Genomic DNA, 14842 nt, shown 5'->3' with positions numbered 1-14842 from the left:
CTTAGGGGAGAGGGGATCGGATCTTACTCTACGGTTAATACGCGGGTGGTATTGGTTGAGCCGATGGTGCTCATTACATCACCCTGCGTCACGATGACGATATCACCAGACACCAGGTAGCCTTTGTCGCGCAGCAGGTTCACCGCATCGTGCGCGGCAGCGACGCCGTCATTGGTGCTGTCGAAGTGAACCGGGGTAACGCCGCGGTACAGCGCCGTGAGGTTCAGCGTACGTTCGTGACGGGACATGGCGAAGATCGGCAGGCCGGAGCTGATACGCGAGGTCATCAGCGCGGTGCGGCCAGATTCGGTCATGGTGATGATGGCAGTCACCCCTTTCAGGTGGTTGGCGGCGTACATCGCAGACATCGCAATCGCTTCTTCCACGTTGTCGAACTGAATGTCCAGACGGTGTTTAGAGACGTTAATGCTTGGGATCTTCTCCGCACCCAGGCACACGCGCGCCATGGCGGCCACGGTTTCCGCCGGATACTGGCCCGCCGCGGTTTCCGCAGACAGCATTACCGCATCGGTACCGTCCAGCACGGCGTTAGCCACGTCCATGACTTCCGCACGGGTTGGCATTGGGTTGGTGATCATGGATTCCATCATCTGAGTGGCGGTGATCACCGCGCGGTTCAGCTGGCGCGCGCGACGAATCAGCGCTTTCTGGATACCGACCAGTTCAGGGTCGCCAATTTCCACACCCAGGTCACCACGGGCAACCATAACCACGTCAGACGCCAGAATCACGTCGTCCATCGCGTCCTGATCGCACACGGCTTCAGCACGCTCCACTTTGGCAACGATCTTCGCGTCGCAGCCTGCATCACGCGCCAGACGACGGGCATAGTTCAGGTCTTCGCCGCAGCGCGGGAAGGAGACGGCAAGGTAATCAACGCCAATTTGCGCCGCAGTCACGATATCCGCTTTGTCTTTGTCGGTCAGCGCTTCTGCAGAGAGGCCGCCGCCGAGTTTGTTGATGCCTTTATTGTTCGAGAGCGGGCCACCGACGGTCACTTCGGTGAATACCTTCATGCCCTGAACTTCGAGGACTTTCAGCTGTACGCGTCCGTCATCGAGCAGGAGGATGTCGCCAGGCACAACGTCAGCAGGAAGACCTTTATAGTCGATACCCACTTTCTCTTTGTCGCCTTCGCCTTTGCTCAGGTTGGCATCCAGCAGGAATTTATCGCCGATATTGAGGAAGACTTTGCCTTCTTTAAATGTCGATACGCGGATTTTTGGACCCTGGAGGTCACCGAGGATGGCAACATGGCGGCCCAGTTTAGCCGCGATTTCACGCACTTTATCGGCACGTAATTTATGGTCTTCTGGCGTACCGTGAGAGAAGTTCATACGCACCACGTTAGCACCTGCGGCGATAATCTTTTCGAGATTATTATCGCGATCGGTAGCCGGGCCTAATGTAGTAACGATCTTGGTTCTGCGAAGCCTTCTGGACATGTAATACTCCGTTGACTGAAACAACTTTGGTGTTGCGTGAACATTAAATCGGCCTTCATCTGCCGCAAGGCAGCAAAGAGGGGACCGAATGCCGTAAGTCGTACATCTTAGTTATTAGGGAACATCGCTCTTTATAAGCAATTCTTTATCAAAACGCGATTCCTTGAGCGCTTCCTTGACACGCTTCAAGTTATCTCTGAATTTTGCACCCCGGCGCAAGGTAAAACCGGTCGCCAGCACGTCAATCACCGTTAGCTGCGCCAGACGTGACACCATGGGCATATACATGTCGGTGTCTTCCGGCACGTCCAGAGTGATGGCGAGCGTCGCTTCCCGTGCCAGCGGCGTGCCTGCGGTGGTCAGAGCAATCACCATGGCATCGTTTTCACGCGCCAGTTGAGCCAGCTCAACCTGGCTCTTGGTGCGCCCGGTGTGCGAGATCAGGACCACGACATCATCTTCGCTACAATTCATACAGCTCATGCGTTGCAGCACAATGTCATCGGTATAAATCACCGGCACGTTAAAGCGAAAAAACTTGTTCATGGCATCATGCGCCACGGCAGCCGAGGAGCCAAGACCGAAGAAGGCAATACGCTTGGCCTGTGTCAGCAAATCGACCGCGCGATTGACCGAGCCCATATCCAGCGACTGGCGCACGTGGTCCAGCGTCGCCATGGCGGATTCAAATATTTTCGCTGTGTATGCATCAACGCTGTCGTCTTCATCCACATTGCGATTAACATACGGGGTGCCGTTTGCCAGACTTTGCGCAAGATGCAGTTTAAAATCAGGAAAGCCGCGCGTTTCCAGGCTACGGCAGAATCGATTAACCGTCGGTTCGCTGACGCCCGATTCCTGCGCCAGAGCGGCGATGCTTGAATGAATCGCCTGAGCGGGAGAGGCAAGAATAACTTCGGCCACTTTTCGCTCGGATTTGCTAAGGTGTTCCAGTTGAAACTGGATTTTTTCCAGCATGTTCATTGTTAACAGGGCGCTCGTGGGGGTGGAAACGATTTCATCTATAGATGAAATCGAGATTCGTTTTAGCCGATATTACCCCTGTGGTTTACTAAAGGGTAACAGTCGACAAGAAATGTTGTTGTTTTTTTTCATTACTTGATCGATGTCGGATTTTGCAGTGACCCTGTTGCGCAAAGAATCAACGTTTGTTGCGTCATTGCGCCATCGCTATCGTCTGAAGGGCGGAAAATCGCGGTATCGCACGCGACGTTAAGCGCTAATGGTTTCAGGAATGACGTAAAAGCAGTACAGTGCATTGTAATAAAATTACAACGATACCTGGCAGAAGCACCAGGTGATCTAACTGAGGAGAATGACATGGCGGTAACGCAAACAGCCCAGGCATGTGACCTGGTCATTTTCGGCGCGAAAGGCGATTTAGCACGCCGAAAATTGCTGCCTTCCCTGTATCAACTGGAGAAAGCGGGCCAAATTCATCCGGATACCCGTATCCTGGGTGTTGGGCGCGCCGACTGGGACAAGGACGCTTATACAAAAGTGGTTCGCGAAGCGCTCGAAACGTTCATGAAAGAGAAAATTGATGAAAGTTTGTGGGACACGCTGAGCGGACGCCTTGATTTCTGCAATCTGGACGTAAACGACGTAAGCGCCTTTACCCGTCTGGGCGAGATGCTGGACCAAAAAAATCGCGTCACCATTAACTATTTTGCGATGCCGCCAAGCACCTTCGGCGCGATCTGCAAAGGTCTGGGCGAAGCGAAGCTGAATGCTAAACCGGCGCGCGTCGTGATGGAAAAACCGCTGGGTACGTCGCTGGCAACTTCGCGTGAAATCAACGACCAGGTGGGCGAGTTCTTTGAAGAGTGCCAGGTCTACCGTATCGACCACTATCTCGGTAAAGAGACGGTACTGAACCTGCTGGCGCTGCGCTTTGCGAACTCCCTGTTTGTGAACAACTGGGACAACCGCACCATCGACCACGTGGAAATCACCGTGGCGGAAGAGGTGGGAATCGAAGGTCGCTGGGGTTACTTTGACCAGGCCGGTCAGATGCGCGACATGATCCAGAACCACCTGCTGCAAATTCTGTGCATGATTGCCATGTCTCCACCGTCTGACCTGACGGCGGACAGCATTCGTGACGCGAAAGTAAAAGTGCTGAAGTCACTGCGCCGCATCGACCGCTCCAACGTGCGTGAGAAGACCGTCCGCGGTCAGTACACCGCCGGGTTTGCGCAAGGCAAAAAAGTGCCTGGCTACCTGGAAGAAGAGGGCGCGAACAAGTCCAGCAACACCGAGACCTTCGTGGCTATCCGCGTGGATATCGACGACTGGCGCTGGGCGGGAGTTCCGTTCTACCTGCGTACCGGGAAGCGTCTGCCTGCTAAATGTTCCGAAGTGGTGGTTTACTTTAAAAACCCAGAGCTGAACCTGTTCAAAGAGTCCTGGCAGGAACTGCCGCAGAACAAACTGACCATTCGTCTGCAGCCGGACGAGGGCGTGGATATCCAGATCCTGAACAAAGTGCCGGGTCTGGATCACAAACACAACCTGCAGACCACCAAGCTGGATCTGAGCTACTCCGAAACCTTCAACCAGACGCACCTTGCCGATGCTTACGAGCGTCTGCTGCTGGAAACCATGCGCGGTATCCAGGCGCTGTTCGTGCGTCGCGACGAAGTGGAAGAGGCGTGGAAATGGGTCGATTCCATCACCGAAGCCTGGGCAGCCGATCAGGATGCGCCAAAACCATATCAGGCAGGGACCTGGGGACCGGTCGCCTCCGTTGCGATGATCACCCGTGACGGTCGCTCCTGGAACGAGTTTGAGTAACATTAGCCTCTAGCCCAAAGGTGTTATTTTACCGGTAACATGATCTAACACAGCTAGTGGCACATTTTTTAAACTTTTAAGCTCCGCGTGGATTCACCCGCGGAGCTTTTTTTATTACACTGCCGGAAGCGATTTTGCCCTTGAGCTCCGGACAGCAAGCGTTTCAGCGTTGTTAACAACTGCCAGCGACTTTGTAAACTCCCGAGCCCAGACAAATAAATTAGAGGAGCTTTTATGAATCCGACATTGTTACGCGTAACACAACGCATCATTGAACGCTCGAAAGAGACCCGTTCCGCCTACCTCGCCCGTATTGAACAAGCAAAGAGTGAGACCGTCCACCGTTCGCAGCTGGCCTGCGGTAACCTCGCGCACGGTTTCGCCGCCTGTCAGCCGGGTGATAAAGATTCGCTGAAAAGCATGCTGCGTAACAATATCGCCATTATTACCTCCTACAACGATATGCTCTCCGCGCACCAGCCGTATGAGGTCTATCCGTCAATCATTCGTAACGCGCTGCACAGCGTAAATGCCGTGGGTCAGGTGGCAGGCGGTGTGCCCGCTATGTGCGACGGCGTGACGCAGGGACAGGACGGGATGGAGCTGTCGCTGCTGAGCCGCGAAGTGATTGCGATGTCTGCCGCGGTGGGCCTGTCTCACAATATGTTCGATGGCGCGCTCTATCTCGGCGTATGCGACAAGATCGTCCCTGGCCTGGTGATGGCGGCGCTGTCATTTGGTCATCTGCCCGCGATTTTCGTGCCGTCAGGCCCGATGGCGAGCGGTCTGCCAAATAAAGAAAAAGTGCGTATCCGCCAGCTCTACGCGGAAGGCAAAGCCGACCGTCAGGCGCTGCTGGAAGCGGAAGCCGCCTCCTACCATGCGCCGGGCACCTGTACCTTCTACGGTACGGCCAACACCAACCAGATGGTGGTGGAGTTCATGGGGATGCAGCTTCCTGGCTCGTCCTTTATCCAGCCGGATGCGCCGCTGCGCAAGGCGCTGACCGAAGCCGCGGCGCGTCAGGTGACGCGTCTGACCGGGAACGGCAACGACTGGATGCCGATGGGCAAAATGGTTGATGAGAAAGTTATCGTCAACGGGATTGTTGCGCTGCTGGCAACCGGTGGTTCAACCAACCACACCATGCACCTGGTCGCGATGGCGCGCGCGGCGGGCATCCTGATCAACTGGGATGACTTCTCCGACATCTCCTCCGTGGTGCCGCTGATGGCGCGCCTGTACCCGAATGGTCCGGCAGACATCAACCACTTCCAGGCGGCGGGCGGCGTTCCTGTCCTGATGCGCGAGCTGCTGAAGGGCGGTCTGCTGCATGAAGACGTGAACACGGTGGCGGGCTTTGGCCTGCAGCGTTATACCCTCGAACCGTGGCTAAACAACGGCGAGCTGGACTGGCGCGAAGGGGCGAGCGACTCTCTCGATCCTCAGGTTATCGCGACCTTCGAACAGCCGTTCTCCCGTCACGGCGGCACCAAAGTGCTGAGCGGTAACCTTGGTCGTGCGGTTATGAAAACCTCTGCCGTCCCGGAAGAGAACCAGATTATCGAAGCGCCTGCGGTGGTGTTCGAAAGCCAGCACGACGTGCTGCCTGCTTTTGATGCGGGCCTGCTTGATAAGGACTGCGTGGTGGTGGTGCGTCATCAGGGGCCAAAAGCCAACGGGATGCCAGAATTACATAAACTTATGCCACCACTTGGTGTATTATTGGACCGCCGTTTCAAAATTGCGCTGGTGACCGATGGACGCCTCTCTGGCGCATCGGGTAAAGTGCCTTCTGCCATCCACGTGACGCCGGAAGCCTACGCCGGTGGTTTGCTGGCGAAAGTGCGTGACGGCGACATGATCCGCGTGAACGGCCAGACAGGCGAGTTAACCCTGCTGGTTGATGATGCAGAGCTGGCGGCACGTCAGCCCCATATTCCTGACCTGAGCGCGTCGCGCGTGGGTACCGGACGCGAAATGTTTGGCGCGCTGCGCGAGAAGTTGTCCGGCGCGGAGCAGGGCGCAACCTGTATTACGTTTTAAGAAGACTTGATTTTAACGATCTGGCGAGAGAGAACTCTGATGAAAAACTGGAAAACAAGTGCAGAAGCAATCCTGACCACTGGCCCTGTCGTGCCGGTCATCGTGGTGAACAAACTGGAGCACGCTGTTCCAATGGCGAAAGCGCTGGTTGCGGGCGGCGTTCGCGTTCTGGAAGTGACCCTGCGTACCGCGTGTGCGATGGACGCTATCCGCGCTATCGCCAAAGAAGTGCCGGACGCCATCATCGGTGCGGGTACCGTTCTGAATGCGCAGCAGCTGGCTGAAGTGACCGAAGCCGGTGCTCAGTTCGCTATCAGCCCGGGCCTGACTGAGCCTTTGCTGAAAGCGGCAACCGAAGGTTCTATTCCTCTGATCCCTGGTATCAGCACCGTGTCTGAACTGATGCTGGGCATGGATTACGGTCTGAAAGAGTTTAAATTCTTCCCGGCTGAAGCCAACGGCGGCACCAAAGCGCTGCAGGCGATTGCGGGTCCATTCTCTCAGGTACGTTTCTGCCCGACCGGCGGTATCTCTCCTGCCAACTACCGTGACTACCTGGCGCTGAAAAGCGTTCTGTGTATCGGCGGTTCATGGCTGGTGCCGGCGGATGCGCTGGAAGCCGGTGACTGGGATCGCATCACCAAACTGGCTCGCGAAGCGGTTGAAGGTGCGAAACAGTAAGTTAATCGCAGCATGAAAAACGGGCCTTTTGGCCCGTTTTTTTATCCCTCTACCCTGACGTTCGCAGCGGCCGCTTTTGCTCTCGCCACGGCGTCGTCAACGTTATGCCCGGTGGCTAACGCTACGCCCAAACGACGGGTTCCGTCGATCTCCGGCTTGCCGAACAAACGGATCTGCAGGCCTGCGCCTACCGCTCCGTCGACGTTATCAAACGTCACGTTCCGGCTGGTCAACTCGGGCAGGATCACTGCCGATGCCGCAGGACCATACTGACGGATACCGCCAACGGGCAGGCCGAGGAAAGCGCGCACGTGAAGGGCGAACTCCGAGAGATCCTGCGAAATGAGCGTCACCATGCCGGTATCATGCGGGCGAGGGGAGACTTCGCTGAAAATCACCTCATCACCGCACACAAACAGCTCCACGCCGAAGAGACCATAGCCGCCCAGCGCCAGGACGGTTTTACGGGCGATCTCCTGAGCACGCTCCAGCGCCAGGGCGCTCATCTGCTGTGGCTGCCAGGATTCGCGGTAATCGCCATCTTCCTGACGGTGGCCAATCGGGTCGCAGAAATGGACGCCGTCAGCGGCGCTGACGGTGAGCAGAGTGATTTCGAAATCAAACTTCACGACGCCTTCGACGATCACGCGACCGGCTCCGGCACGGCCACCCTGCTGGGCATAATCCCACGCGTTATCCAGCGTGCTGCTGTCACGAATAAAGCTCTGTCCTTTACCGGAGGAGCTCATCACCGGCTTAACGATGCACGGGTAGCCAATCTCCTCGACGGCCTGCAGGAATGCGGCCTTATCGCCCGCAAAACGGTAGCTCGACGTGGGCAACCCCAGCTCTTCTGCGGCCAGGCGGCGAATGCCCTCGCGGTTCATGGTCAGCTTTGCGGCTTTCGCGCAGGGCACCACGCGCTGGCCTTCCTGCTCAAGCGCAATGAGCGTGTCGGTGGCAATGGCTTCAATTTCCGGTACGACAAAATCGGGTTTCTCGCGCGTAATCAATTCGCGAAGGGCATCGCCATCCAGCATGTTAATCACATAAGAACGGTGGGCGACATGCATGGCGGGTGCGTCGGCGTAACGGTCTACGGCAATGACTTCCACACCTAAACGCTGGCACTCGATGGCGACCTCTTTTCCCAGCTCACCCGAGCCCAACAGCATCACACGCGTCGCCGCAGGTCGCAGCGCGGTTCCTAAACGAGTCATAAAAATCCCCCTGAAAAAGTTGCGGGCAGTATAAACGAAAACGTTTGCGTCTGTCTTGCGCACGGGGACTTTCAACGCACAACAATTTGCGCTTCTTTAGCGCAGGCAGACATATCCTGACACAGGCTCGCTTAGGCTGTGAGCTATATGCACTGTTAAGTGAGGGAAATCATGTCAGGCTGGTTAAATCAATTGCAATCCATGTTGGGTCAGAAAGGCGTGTCGTCTGGTGAGCAAGGGCTCAGCAAACTTCTGGTACCGGGCGCGCTGGGTGGACTGGCGGGGCTGCTGGTCGCCAATAAATCATCGCGTAAGCTGTTGGCAAAATATGGCACTGGCGCACTCCTCGCGGGGGGCGGAGCCATCGCGGGTACCGTCCTGTGGAACAAATACAAGGACAAAGTGCGCACCGCGCATCAGGGTGAACCGCAATACGGCGAGCATGTTACACCGCTCGATCTCCGAACGGAGCGGCTCATTCTGGCGCTGGTATTCGCAGCCAAAAGTGACGGTCATATCGATGACAAAGAGCGTGCGGCGATAGAGCAGCAGATGCGTGAGGCCGGTGTGGAAGAGCAGGGAAGAGCGCTGGTTGCACAGGCCATCGAACAGCCTCTCGATCCCCAGCGTCTGGCGCAAAGCGTGAAGAACGAAGAAGAGGCGCTTGAACTCTATTTTCTGAGCTGCGCGGCTATCGATGTCGATCACTTTATGGAGCGCAGCTATCTGAATGCGCTCGGCGATGCGCTAAAGATCCCTCAGGATGTGCGTGAGGGCATTGAGCAGGATATTCAGCAGCAAAAACAGACGTTACAGGCCGGGTAATCATCTGATGTGGTCATGTTTCGCTTGCATCATGCGCGTGTTTTGCCAACCTTATAGGGTGTAAAACTCAAAAGAATCATGACATGCCACCGAAAGCCCGACGTACTCCTTATGCGATCACCACGCATGGTGATACGCGCATAGACCACTATTACTGGCTGCGGGATGACTCTCGTTCCCAGCCAGACGTGCTCGACTATCTGCACCAGGAAAACGACTATGGCCGCAAGGTCATGTCCAGCCAGCAGGCGCTGCAGGACCAGCTGCTGAACGAAATGGTGCAGCGTATTCCCCAGCGCGATGTGTCTGCCCCCTGGACCAAAAACGGTTATCGCTACCGTCATATCTATGAGCCCGGAAATGAATACCCCATCTATCAGCGCCAGTCGGTGCTATGTGCCGAATGGGATGAATGGGAAATCCTGCTGGACGCCAATCAGCGTGCCGCTCACAGTGAGTTTTATACGCTGGGCGGTATGTCGGTATCGCCAGATAACGCCATTATGGCGCTCGCAGAAGACTATCTTTCTCGCCGACAGTACGGCCTGCGCTTCCGCAATCTCGAGTCGGGGAACTGGTATCCGGAAATGCTGGAGAATATCTCCCCGGATTTTGTCTGGGCGAATGATTCTGAAACGGTCTACTACGTCAAAAAGCATGCGTCCACGCTGCTGCCTTACCAGGTCTGGCGGCACACCGTAGGGACGGATTCTGCCGATGATGAGCTGGTGTACGAAGAGAAAGACGAGACGTTTTACGTCAGCCTGCACAAAACCTCATCGCGTCACTATGTAATTATTTACCTGGCCAGCGCCACCACCTCGGAAGTCCTGCTGCTGGATGCCGAACTGCCTGATGCTCAGCCGCTCTGCTTCCTGCCGCGCCGCAAAGATCATGAGTACAGTCTTGACCATTTCCAGCACAGTTTTTACCTGCGCTCGAATCGCGAGGGTAAAAACTTCGGCCTCTACAAAACCAAAGTGCGTGATGAGCGCAAGTGGGAGGTGCTGATCCCCGCGCGGGAGCAGGTGATGCTGGAAGGCTTTACGCTGTTTACCGACTGGCTGGTGGTGGAAGAGCGTCAGCGGGGGTTGACCAGTATCCGCCAAATCAACAGGAAAACGCGGGAGGTCGTGGGAATTGCCTTTGACGATCCGGCCTATGTCACGTGGATTGGCTTTAACCCTGAACCGGAATCGTCGCGCCTGCGTTATGGCTACTCTTCAATGACGACGCCGGACACCCTGTTTGAACTGGATATGGACACCGGGCAGCGCCAGGTGATTAAACAGGCTGAGGTGAAAGGATTCGAGTCGGATAACTACCGCAGCGAACACCTGTGGGTGACCGCCCGCGATGGCGTTGAGGTGCCGGTCTCACTGGTGTATCACAAGGCGCATTTTAACAAGGGTAAAAACCCTCTTCTGGTTTACGGCTACGGCTCCTATGGCTCCAGTATGGATGCGGATTTCAGCAGTAGTCGTTTGAGCCTTCTCGACCGCGGCTTTGTCTATGCTATTGCCCACGTGCGCGGTGGCGGTGAACTGGGCCAGCACTGGTATGAAGAGGGGAAATTCCTGAAGAAGAAAAACACGTTCAATGACTATCTCGACGTCTGCGATGCCCTCATCGAACAAGGCTATGGCGACCCGACGCTCTGCTTTGGGATGGGGGGAAGCGCGGGCGGCATGCTGATGGGGGCCGTGATTAATCAGCGCCCTGAGCGCTTTAAGGGCATCATCGCGCAGGTTCCGTTTGTCGATGTGGTGACCACCATGCTGGATGAGTCTATCCCGTTAACCACGGGTGAATTTGAAGAGTGGGGGAATCCTCAGGACGAAATCTATTATCGCTACATGAAAGAGTACAGCCCTTACGATAACGTGAAGGCGAAAGCGTATCCGCATCTGCTGGTCACCACAGGACTGCATGATTCACAGGTACAATACTGGGAACCTGCGAAATGGGTGGCGAAGCTGCGTGAACTGAAAACTGACGATAATCTGCTGCTGCTCTGTACCGACATGGACTCCGGGCACGGGGGTAAGTCAGGGCGATTTAAATCCTATGAAGGCGTCGCGCTGGAGTACGCGTTCCTGATTGGCCTGGCGCAGGATACGCTGCCAGGCCGCGCAGAACGTTAGGCGTCACCCAGATAGTGCTTCAGCGTCAGGCGAAGCTCCGGGCTCATTCTGTCGAGGTTGTTATACAGCCAGCGCAGATAACCCGGATCTTTGTCCGCCACTTCCGACACCGGTTTGCCGCGATACTTCCCAAAGGTAAAGGTGGTCAGCAGCGCAGGGCGTCCGGTGATGGTTGCCATATCATCCGGCGTCCAGCCAGAGATATTCATAATATCAATCAGCAACGCGGCGGTGATATAGCAGTCATAGAGGGCGCGGTGATGGTGCAGTCCCTCAGGCGTTTTGACGCTGAGCTTGCGGGATTTATACAACGCCATATTGCTGTATTTAATCCCCGGCCACAGTCGACGAGCCAGCTTCATGGTGCAAATCCATTCCCCCGGCATTTCCGGGAGCACGCGGCGATCGAAGCTGGCGTTATGTGCGACATACCACGGGCTGCCGTAATAATGCGGTATGATCTCTTCAATCCATGGCTTGTCCGCCACCATCGACTCCGTAATGCGATGGATTGCCATCGCCTGCGGACTTATCGGACGGTCGGGACGCACCAGGTGGCTCATCGGGTTGACGATCTTTCCGTCAACCACATCGACTGAAGCCACTTCTACTATTCCGCCCTGCAGATCGCAGGTTTCGGTATCGATGACGCGCAGCATTGATCGCTCCTGACCCTAAAACGCTTAGCCTAAAGGAATGATATCGCCTTGCCAACCCTGTCTGCCAAGAGATCCGGTTAAGAGCAGCTCGCCTTTGTCGGCGCGAACGATCAGCTGACCTTTTTCATCCCATAATGCGCTGCCGCTGCGGGCGTTAGCCATTAATACCGCAATGGCGTACTTATGCGCGAAGCGCTGCAATGTGCTGATGGACTGTCGCCAGCGGTTATCGCCTACCGCCTGGCAGCTGGTAAATAGCGTGGCTTGCGGATCGAGGTTAGGCGTTTCTGACTGGGTATCGATAATGGTGAGCTGTTTATCCCCCGGGATCAGGCTCGCACCGCTTCCCTGAGGATAACGTAGAACGGTATCGAGATGGGGCGTGAAGAGGGCAAGTCCTTTCTGACGCTGGCCCTGATGAACGAGCGTCAGCCCTGCAATAACCGTTATGTTGTATGCCTGCGCGGCGTGAAGGAGCGGAGAAAGTTGCAGATCGTCGGGCGGCGCGGGCAGGTCAGCCTCGCCGGGGCCTGTTAATGAGAGTTCAGGAAACACCAGCAGCTGACACTGCTGTCGCGCCGCTTCGTCAATGAAACGGAGGTGGTGTTTTACATGGCTATCGACACTGGGGTGCTGTGCGGCATATTGAGCTGCTGCAATATTCCATCGAGACATCGTGACTTCCTTATACACTGAGTCGCCGGGATTTAAGAATACACCTAATTTTATAAGGGTTTTCTTATCCTGCCATAATCCGCGTAAGGAAGTGTAATGCGTCGTTAAGCTTATTTAACTTTAGGTTCGTACGGCAGTCGCGAGAGGTTAACCGAGGCCAGGCGATGCGCAATCAGGCGTTCGCGAAACCAGTCGCGCAGGTGCGCGGGTTGTTCACGCTCGACAACTTCAGCCACGATGGGCATGTTGTAGCGTTCTTTAAATGCCACGCCAGCGGCAGCGAGATCGACATTGACTTTGTCCATCTCGTCCTGAGGAAGGGCAGCCAGATTAATGTTCATTACCTTCTCCTTTTTATGCGGCGGCAACGTTACCGCGATTGGATGACGATGACAAGCGAAGGGAGGATGATCCTCGACTCGTTTATTATACAGCGTTATTCTTTACCTTACAGGCATAACAAAAAGGAATGATTCTGATGGATTTCTCCTCTTCCCGCGCGGTGCGTGCGCTCACTTTATTGATCGCGTCGGCAGTGACGCCCGCCGTTCTGGCACACGCGCATCTCAAACAGCAATCCCCGGCGGCCAATACTCAGGTAGCGGCCCCGCAGACCCTTACGCTGAACTTCTCTGAAGGTATTGAACCGGCATTTAGCGGCGTTGTAGTGACCGATGCGCAACAGCAGGTGATGAAAACCGGTCCCGTGAAGCGGGATGAAAAAGACAACGCCCGGCTGGTTGTGCCACTGGAACAGCCGCTGGCGGCGGGCACCTATCAGGTGGACTGGCATGTGGTCTCGGTTGACGGCCACAAAACCAAAGGCAGCTATCACTTTAGCGTGAAGTAACATGCTGGCGCTGGTCTACGTGGCGTTACGCTTCATCCATTTCGGCGCGCTGATGCTGATTTTTGGCAATGCGCTCTACAGCGTCTGGTTTGCGCCGTCGTCACTGCAACGCCTGATGTTACGACGCTTTCAGTCGCAGCAGAAAATGGCCGCGTTAATCAGCCTTGTGACCGCACTCCTGATGTTTGCGGTGCAGGGCGGCATGATGGGCAACGGCTGGCCTGACGTGCTGAGTGCGGATATCTGGCGAAGCGTGCTGGGGACGCAGTTTGGCGGCGTCTGGCTGTGGCAAATCGTTCTGGCCATCGTCACCGCCGGTGCCGCGTGGCTTGCTCCACAAAAAGGTTCGCGGCTGTTGCTGCTTGCGATGGGGCAGTTTGTCCTGCTGGCGGGCGTCGGGCATGCGGCAATGGATGACGGTGCGCCGGGCGCACTGCACCGCCTTAATCATGCGATCCATCTCCTCTGCGCGGCAGCCTGGCTTGGCGGATTGCTGCCGCTACTGTTTTGTATGCGTCTCTCGAGCGGACGCTGGCAGACGGCGGCGGTCTATACCATGATGCGCTTTTCCCGCGTGGGGCACTATGCCGTGGCTGGCGTGATATTCACGGGTATCATTAACTCGCTGTTTATTACCGGCATCAATGTGCCCTGGCAGGCGGGCTACGTAAAAATGTTGTTGTTCAAATGTGCGCTGGTGGCGTTGATGGTGGTAATTGCGCTGGCGAATCGGTATTTTCTGGTGCCACGCTTTCGTCCGGATGCCGGGTGGGAGCAAACCCTTTTTATCAGGATGACACAGGCAGAAGTGGTGCTGGGCGCGTTGGTACTGGCCACGGTCAGTCTGTTTGCGACCTGGGAACCCTTTTGACAAGGTTTAAAGACATATGAAAAAGACACTACTTTCTCTTTTACTGTTGGCCTGCACCGGGAGTGCGCTGGCCGCGCCGCAGGTGATCACCGTCAGCCGTTTCGAGGTGGGGAAGGAAAAATGGGCCTTCAATCGTGAAGAGGTGATGTTGACCTGTCGTCCTGGCCACGCCCTGTACGCGATCAACCCAAGCACGCTGGTGCAATATCCGTTAAACGATACCGCAGAGCAGCAGGTTGCCAGCGGGAAGAGTAACGGACAACCGATTAGCATTATCCAGATTGACGATCCCGCTAAACCTGGCCAGAAGATGAGCCTGGCACCGTTTATCGAGCGCGCGGATAAACTCTGCTAACGCCAATGTTTCCAATAAAAAACCGCAGATGCTAGCGAAAGCACTGCGGTTTTTTACGTTTAATGATGCTCCGACGCTTTTTTTCAGGCCACTTTAACTGTGGACTGGAAAACCTGGCGTCGTCATCTATTCTTAAAAGGCAAGGCGACTTAGCCTGCATTAATGCCAACTTTTAGCGCACGGCTCTCTCCCAAGAGCCATTTCCCTGGACCGAATACAGGAATCGTATTCGG

General features: G+C 55.8%; 14 protein-coding genes. 8 read left to right on the top strand and 6 right to left on the bottom strand.

Annotated features, from left to right (window positions below; all coding sequences use genetic code 11):
- Window positions 1–23 precede the first annotated feature (23 nt).
- Both pyk and K5E19_RS06175 read right to left on the bottom strand, forming a co-directional pair.
- Window positions 24–1466, bottom strand: a complete 1443-nt coding sequence (gene pyk / locus K5E19_RS06180) for a pyruvate kinase (protein ID WP_010432595.1) — start codon at window positions 1464–1466, stop codon at window positions 24–26.
- 114 nt (window positions 1467–1580) lie between these two features.
- Entirely contained in the window at window positions 1581–2450 is an 870-nt protein-coding gene (locus K5E19_RS06175; RefSeq protein WP_010432597.1) for a MurR/RpiR family transcriptional regulator, read from the bottom strand.
- Window positions 2451–2807: 357 nt separating this feature from the next.
- Between K5E19_RS06175 and zwf the strand changes: the two genes are divergently transcribed.
- From zwf to kdgA, 3 genes are all read left to right on the top strand, one after another.
- Window positions 2808–4283, top strand: a complete 1476-nt coding sequence (gene zwf, locus K5E19_RS06170) for a glucose-6-phosphate dehydrogenase (protein ID WP_089598193.1) — start codon at window positions 2808–2810, stop codon at window positions 4281–4283.
- Between the two features lie 234 nt (window positions 4284–4517).
- Complete coding sequence (edd, locus tag K5E19_RS06165; RefSeq protein WP_221550403.1) at window positions 4518–6329, top strand: phosphogluconate dehydratase; 1812 nt, start codon at window positions 4518–4520, stop codon at window positions 6327–6329.
- Window positions 6330–6368: 39 nt separating this feature from the next.
- A complete protein-coding gene (gene kdgA, locus K5E19_RS06160; RefSeq protein ID WP_006811025.1) occupies window positions 6369–7010 on the top strand; it encodes a bifunctional 4-hydroxy-2-oxoglutarate aldolase/2-dehydro-3-deoxy-phosphogluconate aldolase in 642 nt (213 codons plus the stop codon).
- 41 nt (window positions 7011–7051) lie between these two features.
- Here the strand turns inward: kdgA and purT are convergent, their stop codons facing one another.
- The gene (gene purT, locus K5E19_RS06155; protein ID WP_221550402.1) at window positions 7052–8230 is read right to left on the bottom strand and encodes a formate-dependent phosphoribosylglycinamide formyltransferase; all 1179 of its coding nucleotides are present in this window, start codon (window positions 8228–8230) and stop codon (window positions 7052–7054) included.
- A gap of 171 nt (window positions 8231–8401) precedes the next feature.
- On the opposite strand from purT, the gene K5E19_RS06150 reads away from it, so the two are divergent.
- Window positions 8402–9055, top strand: a complete 654-nt coding sequence (locus K5E19_RS06150) for a tellurite resistance TerB family protein (protein ID WP_221550401.1) — start codon at window positions 8402–8404, stop codon at window positions 9053–9055.
- 83 nt (window positions 9056–9138) lie between these two features.
- Complete coding sequence (ptrB, locus tag K5E19_RS06145) at window positions 9139–11199, top strand: oligopeptidase B (protein ID WP_221550400.1); 2061 nt, start codon at window positions 9139–9141, stop codon at window positions 11197–11199.
- On the opposite strand, the gene exoX is transcribed toward ptrB, so the two are convergent.
- From exoX to K5E19_RS06130, 3 genes are all read right to left on the bottom strand, one after another.
- Window positions 11196–11858, bottom strand: a complete 663-nt coding sequence (gene exoX / locus K5E19_RS06140; protein ID WP_221550399.1) for an exodeoxyribonuclease X — start codon at window positions 11856–11858, stop codon at window positions 11196–11198. The two genes, ptrB and exoX, sit on opposite strands and share 4 nt — an antisense overlap.
- 24 nt (window positions 11859–11882) lie before the next feature.
- Complete coding sequence (locus K5E19_RS06135; protein WP_221550398.1) at window positions 11883–12533, bottom strand: carbon-nitrogen hydrolase family protein; 651 nt, start codon at window positions 12531–12533, stop codon at window positions 11883–11885.
- 110 nt (window positions 12534–12643) lie between these two features.
- Complete coding sequence (locus K5E19_RS06130; RefSeq protein WP_010432616.1) at window positions 12644–12874, bottom strand: DNA polymerase III subunit theta; 231 nt, start codon at window positions 12872–12874, stop codon at window positions 12644–12646.
- A gap of 137 nt (window positions 12875–13011) precedes the next feature.
- On the opposite strand from K5E19_RS06130, the gene yobA reads away from it, so the two are divergent.
- Genes yobA through K5E19_RS06115 form a run of 3 tightly spaced genes read left to right on the top strand, consistent with a single transcriptional unit; the run spans window position 13012 to window position 14609 of the window.
- Window positions 13012–13383, top strand: a complete 372-nt coding sequence (gene yobA, locus K5E19_RS06125; RefSeq protein ID WP_221550397.1) for a CopC domain-containing protein YobA — start codon at window positions 13012–13014, stop codon at window positions 13381–13383.
- Between the two features lies 1 nt (window position 13384).
- Entirely contained in the window at window positions 13385–14254 is an 870-nt protein-coding gene (copD, locus tag K5E19_RS06120) for a copper homeostasis membrane protein CopD (protein WP_221550396.1), read from the top strand.
- 16 nt (window positions 14255–14270) lie between these two features.
- Window positions 14271–14609: a YebY family protein gene (locus K5E19_RS06115; RefSeq protein WP_010432621.1), complete on the top strand. Its 339-nt coding sequence runs from the start codon at window positions 14271–14273 to the stop codon at window positions 14607–14609.
- Window positions 14610–14842 lie beyond the last annotated feature (233 nt).

This window comes from Enterobacter sp. RIT637, from assembly GCF_019718755.1.
In the GTDB taxonomy this organism is placed as follows: domain Bacteria; phylum Pseudomonadota; class Gammaproteobacteria; order Enterobacterales; family Enterobacteriaceae; genus Enterobacter.
This window is presented reverse-complemented; position numbering and strand designations above follow the sequence as displayed.